The organism is Rhizobacter sp. P3_C12, from assembly GCF_056402735.1.
In genome coordinates this window covers 1-3,750 of record NZ_JBFUGW010000424.1, presented here as the reverse complement: position 1 = coordinate 3,750, position 3,750 = coordinate 1, and the positions used below count along the sequence as shown (strand labels likewise).

Below are 3,750 nucleotides of genomic sequence, written 5' to 3'. Positions count from 1 at the left end.
GCCACACGTATTCCCGCAGCGCGGCCCCGTTCTGGTCGTACTCGCCCAGCAGATGGCCCGCCTGGTCGTACACGAAGACCACCGTGCTTTGCGGCCCGGTGCTGCTCACCTTGCGCACGCGCTGCCCGGCCGCGTTGTAGGTGTAGCGCGTCGTCACGCCGGCCTTGGTGATCGTCGCGAGCTGGCCGCGCAGGTTGTACGTCGCCGTGTAGCCCGAGCCATCGGCCGCGCTGTCGCTGAGCGTGTTGCCGGCGTTGTCGAACACGAGGCTTCTGGCCGGGTTCGTGATGCTCGTGGTCCGGTTGCTCGTCGCCTCCACGCCGTACGTGCTCGGGCTGCCGTTCAGGCTCAGGCCGGTTCGGTTGCCGTTCGCGTCGTAGCTGATGCCCCAGCTCGCCGCGTTCGTCGTGATCCCCGTCAGCCGGCTGTTCTCGTCGTAGCCGAACGCCTGGTCCAGCGCCGGCTGCGCCGTGCCGTCCGCGCTCAGGTGCGTGAAGCTCACGATGCGGCTCGCCTCGTCGTAGCGCACATCTCGCAGCGCCTCGCCCAGCGGGTAGCGCACCTCTCATTTGAAAGATCAGACTCAAGAGGGTCTGTGCCTCCTTCGGAGGATCCACACAATGAAGGAGATTGCGATGGGAATTGAAGAGATCGCCAAGTACTGCCAAATGCCGATCAAACCAGTTGATGCGGCGAACCACCTAGAACTCACGACGAAAACGGCCACCAAGAAGTACAGAAATGACAGCCATGCAGCTGTTAGCAGCGGTATGCGTCGAAGCAGCAAGTAGCAGATCACCACCACCGGGGCGTATAGCAGCATCGAGAAGGCAACTTGCATCACGATCCCACCTGAAAAGAACACGCGCAGTGGAAAGTTGACTTCCACTGACATCTCTCGATAGCCGAAGTGATTGGCGAGGGCTCCCAATAGTGTGCCAAACCAAGCTCCGGCAAATGATGAGACCCCAACTACAAGAGTTGCCGACAACCAATGTCCCGCCTGACTATTGCGCACAGATGCACCTCCGGATTGTTGGAGTTTGCCCAGGCCGCAATCCCCAGTTATTGACTTCCACACGGCCGGTAATGTCGCTTGCAGATGCCACCTTACCGTTACCGACGTACAGCCCCGTATGTCCTGTGTAGCCTTCCCCAGCGTGACCAATCGCGAGTACATCGCCGGGCATCATTGGCCCAGACACCACTTGCCAGTTTTCGATCGGCGAGTTCGGATCGGCGATTTCGCCGGCAGTTGCCAATCGCCCGTTCACCAGCGGCGGGCTCGATCCACTCTCAGTGACCGCTGTGTTGACGAACTTATTGCACTTGAATTCGAGGAACCAGCCAGGCCCACCCTGCCAACCCGGATTTCCCCACCCTGGCTCTTGATCATGTGACGCAGCAGCGCTTGCGATCGCGCTGGGGCTGCACGCGCATGGACGAGGGCGCGGACGCGCATGATTGCCCCCGCCGCCCATGAGACCAAGCGTGTCAATCATGCTCAGAGGGTTGCCCTCCACATAGCTGTACGTCGACAGACTGCCGCCGGCCAAGCCAATGGGATCCGACTGCGGATACCCTCCCCGCGAAGAGTCCTAGTCGCGATAGTAGTTGTACCAAAGCCCACTCTCCGCATCCGCATACTGCCCCGGGAACCTCAGGTTCTGCACGAAGACCCCCAGCCCGCTCGGGTTGGTCTCCGGCGCGCTCGTGCCGAAGGGCTCCGCCAGCCAGCGCCAGCGCACCCGGTTCTCGCGGTCCACCACCACCCTGGGCGTGTCCGCGTCGTCACCCCGCCCTTGGTGATCGTCGCGAGCTGGCCGCGCAGGTTGTACGTCGCCGTGTAGCCCGAGCCATCGGCTGCGCTGTCGCTGAGCGTGTTGCCGGCGCTGTCGAACACGAGGGTTCTGGCCGGGTTCGTGATGCTCGTGGTCCGGTTGCTCGTCGCCTCCACGCCGTACGTGCTCGGGCTGCCGTTCAGGCTCAGGCCGGTTCGATTGCCGTTCGCGTCGTAGTTGATCGCCCAGCTCGCCGCGTTCGTCGTGATGCCCGTCAGCCGGCTGTTCTCGTCGTAGCCGAACGCCTGGTCCAGCGCCGGCTGCGCCGTGCCGTCCGCGCTCAGGTGCGTGAAGCTCACGATGCGGCTCGCCTCGTCGTAGCGCACATCCCGCAGCGCCTCGCCCAGCGGGTAGCGGATCGCCCGGCCCGCGAGGTCGAAGTAGCGCTCGTTCGACTTCGTGCCGCTCGCCATCGCCCAGCCCCAGCGCTTCACCGTGCCGGCGGCTCGTCAGCTTGCCCACGCCGTAGCTGAAGCCCGCGCCGGTCTAGCTTGGAAGGTGGTCCTCTTCCAAACTCAAATCGCTGCACACGCACACAGCCGAAGCACCGTAAGAAGGACTGATCCTGACGAGCATCAAGCCATCGTTCCGAAGTCGATCCATGGTCCGCTGAAGAAACGAGGACTGATCAGCATCGACGTCGAAAGCAAACGCCACATCATCTAACGTCAACTGATCGCCCGTAGAGACGTCAATGCTGAGGATGATGTTTCCTTGCCTGAAATCGTCAGCCCGAAGCCGGTCGACACCATGCATGACCAAACAGAACCGACTTCCATCGCTTGTTTCCACTGGAAGAAGCAATCTCTTGTCTTTGCAGAGCAAAAGCCCACGTACCAGCCCGTCGTGGAGAGCTGGTCTCAAGACAGTCCCGTTCGATGAGAACTCGATTTCGTGCATGGTCAGCTTCCTCCAAGGGGGTTTCCCGGGTCGCCTTCTTCCGGAAGCCGTCCCGCGCCGCGATTCTCGTTGCGAGGAGGCCCTCCTCCTTCTGGACGCCCCCAATCATGAACATGGGGCTTTCCCAGTCCATCGTGACTGTGATCCCAATCCGTGTCCGTCTCTGGATAGCCGTCAGGACCGTAGAGACGAGTTTGCCCTCTCTCTCCATTTTTGTTCGGGCAGGTCACTTCGCTTCCCGGCTTTCCCCGAAACGGGTTCGATATCGATGTCGCATAGATCAAATTGTTGAGCCACTCTCCCGCGGCTCGTCCGCCCCAAGCTCCCAGCTGCCCACCAATGATCGTGCCCGGTACACCGCCACCCAACGGAAAGATGGCCTCGCCCACAGCCGCGCCACCAACTCTCCTGCCCCAGCCACCAAGAAGGGCACCCGCATCTCCAAGCGCGCTCAATCCATTCGGATCCACCCATTGAAGTGGCTTTCCGCGCACATACCCATACGTCGACACACTCCCACCCGTCAGCCCAATCGGATCGCTCTGCGTGTACTGCCCGCCCGCCGAGTTGTAGTACCGACGGTAGTTGTAGAACAGCCCGCTCTCCTGGTCCGCATACTGCCCAGGGAACCTCAGGTTCTGCGTAAAGACCCCCAACCCGCTCGGGTTGGTCTCCGGCGCGCTCGTCCCGAAGGGCTCGGCCAGCCAGCGCCAGCGCACCCGGTTCTGCCGGTCCACCACCACGCGCGGTGTGTTCAGGTGATCGCTGTGGATGAAGTACACCAGCGGCTCGCCCGATGGGTTCGCCGGGTCGGGCGTGAACATCGCCATCGGCGTGTCGCGCAGCCACACGTATTCCCGCAGCGCGGCCCCGTTCTGGTCGTACTCGCCCAGCAGATGGCCCGCCTGGTCGTACACGAAGACCACCGTGCTTTGCGGCCCGGTGCTGCTCACCTTGCGCACGCGCTGCCCGGCCGCGTTGTAGGTGTAGCGCGTCGTCACGCCGGCCT

Annotated in this window: 4 protein-coding genes and 1 pseudogene; 1 reads left to right on the top strand and 4 read right to left on the bottom strand. The window is 62.7% G+C overall.

The window, feature by feature from the left end:
- A pseudogene (locus tag AC1DXV_RS32460) lies at positions 1-562 on the bottom strand (hypothetical protein); the annotation flags it as partial.
- A gap of 58 nt (positions 563-620) precedes the next feature.
- Between AC1DXV_RS32460 and AC1DXV_RS32455 the strand changes: the two are divergent.
- On the top strand, positions 621-791 hold the full coding sequence (locus AC1DXV_RS32455) for a hypothetical protein (RefSeq protein ID WP_477871243.1): 171 nt from the start codon (positions 621-623) through the stop codon (positions 789-791).
- A gap of 869 nt (positions 792-1,660) precedes the next feature.
- Here AC1DXV_RS32455 and AC1DXV_RS32450 read toward each other — a convergent pair.
- The 3 genes from AC1DXV_RS32450 to AC1DXV_RS32440 form a co-directional block, all read right to left on the bottom strand.
- The gene (locus AC1DXV_RS32450) at positions 1,661-2,275 is read right to left on the bottom strand and encodes a hypothetical protein (RefSeq protein WP_477871241.1); all 615 of its coding nucleotides are present in this window, start codon (positions 2,273-2,275) and stop codon (positions 1,661-1,663) included.
- A 52-nt stretch (positions 2,276-2,327) separates the two neighbouring features.
- Positions 2,328-2,741: a hypothetical protein gene (locus AC1DXV_RS32445; protein WP_477871239.1), complete on the bottom strand. Its 414-nt coding sequence runs from the start codon at positions 2,739-2,741 to the stop codon at positions 2,328-2,330.
- A gap of 2 nt (positions 2,742-2,743) precedes the next feature.
- Positions 2,744-3,750: RHS repeat-associated core domain-containing protein (locus tag AC1DXV_RS32440; RefSeq protein ID WP_477937598.1), on the bottom strand; the 1,007-nt coding region annotated here is incomplete at its 5' end.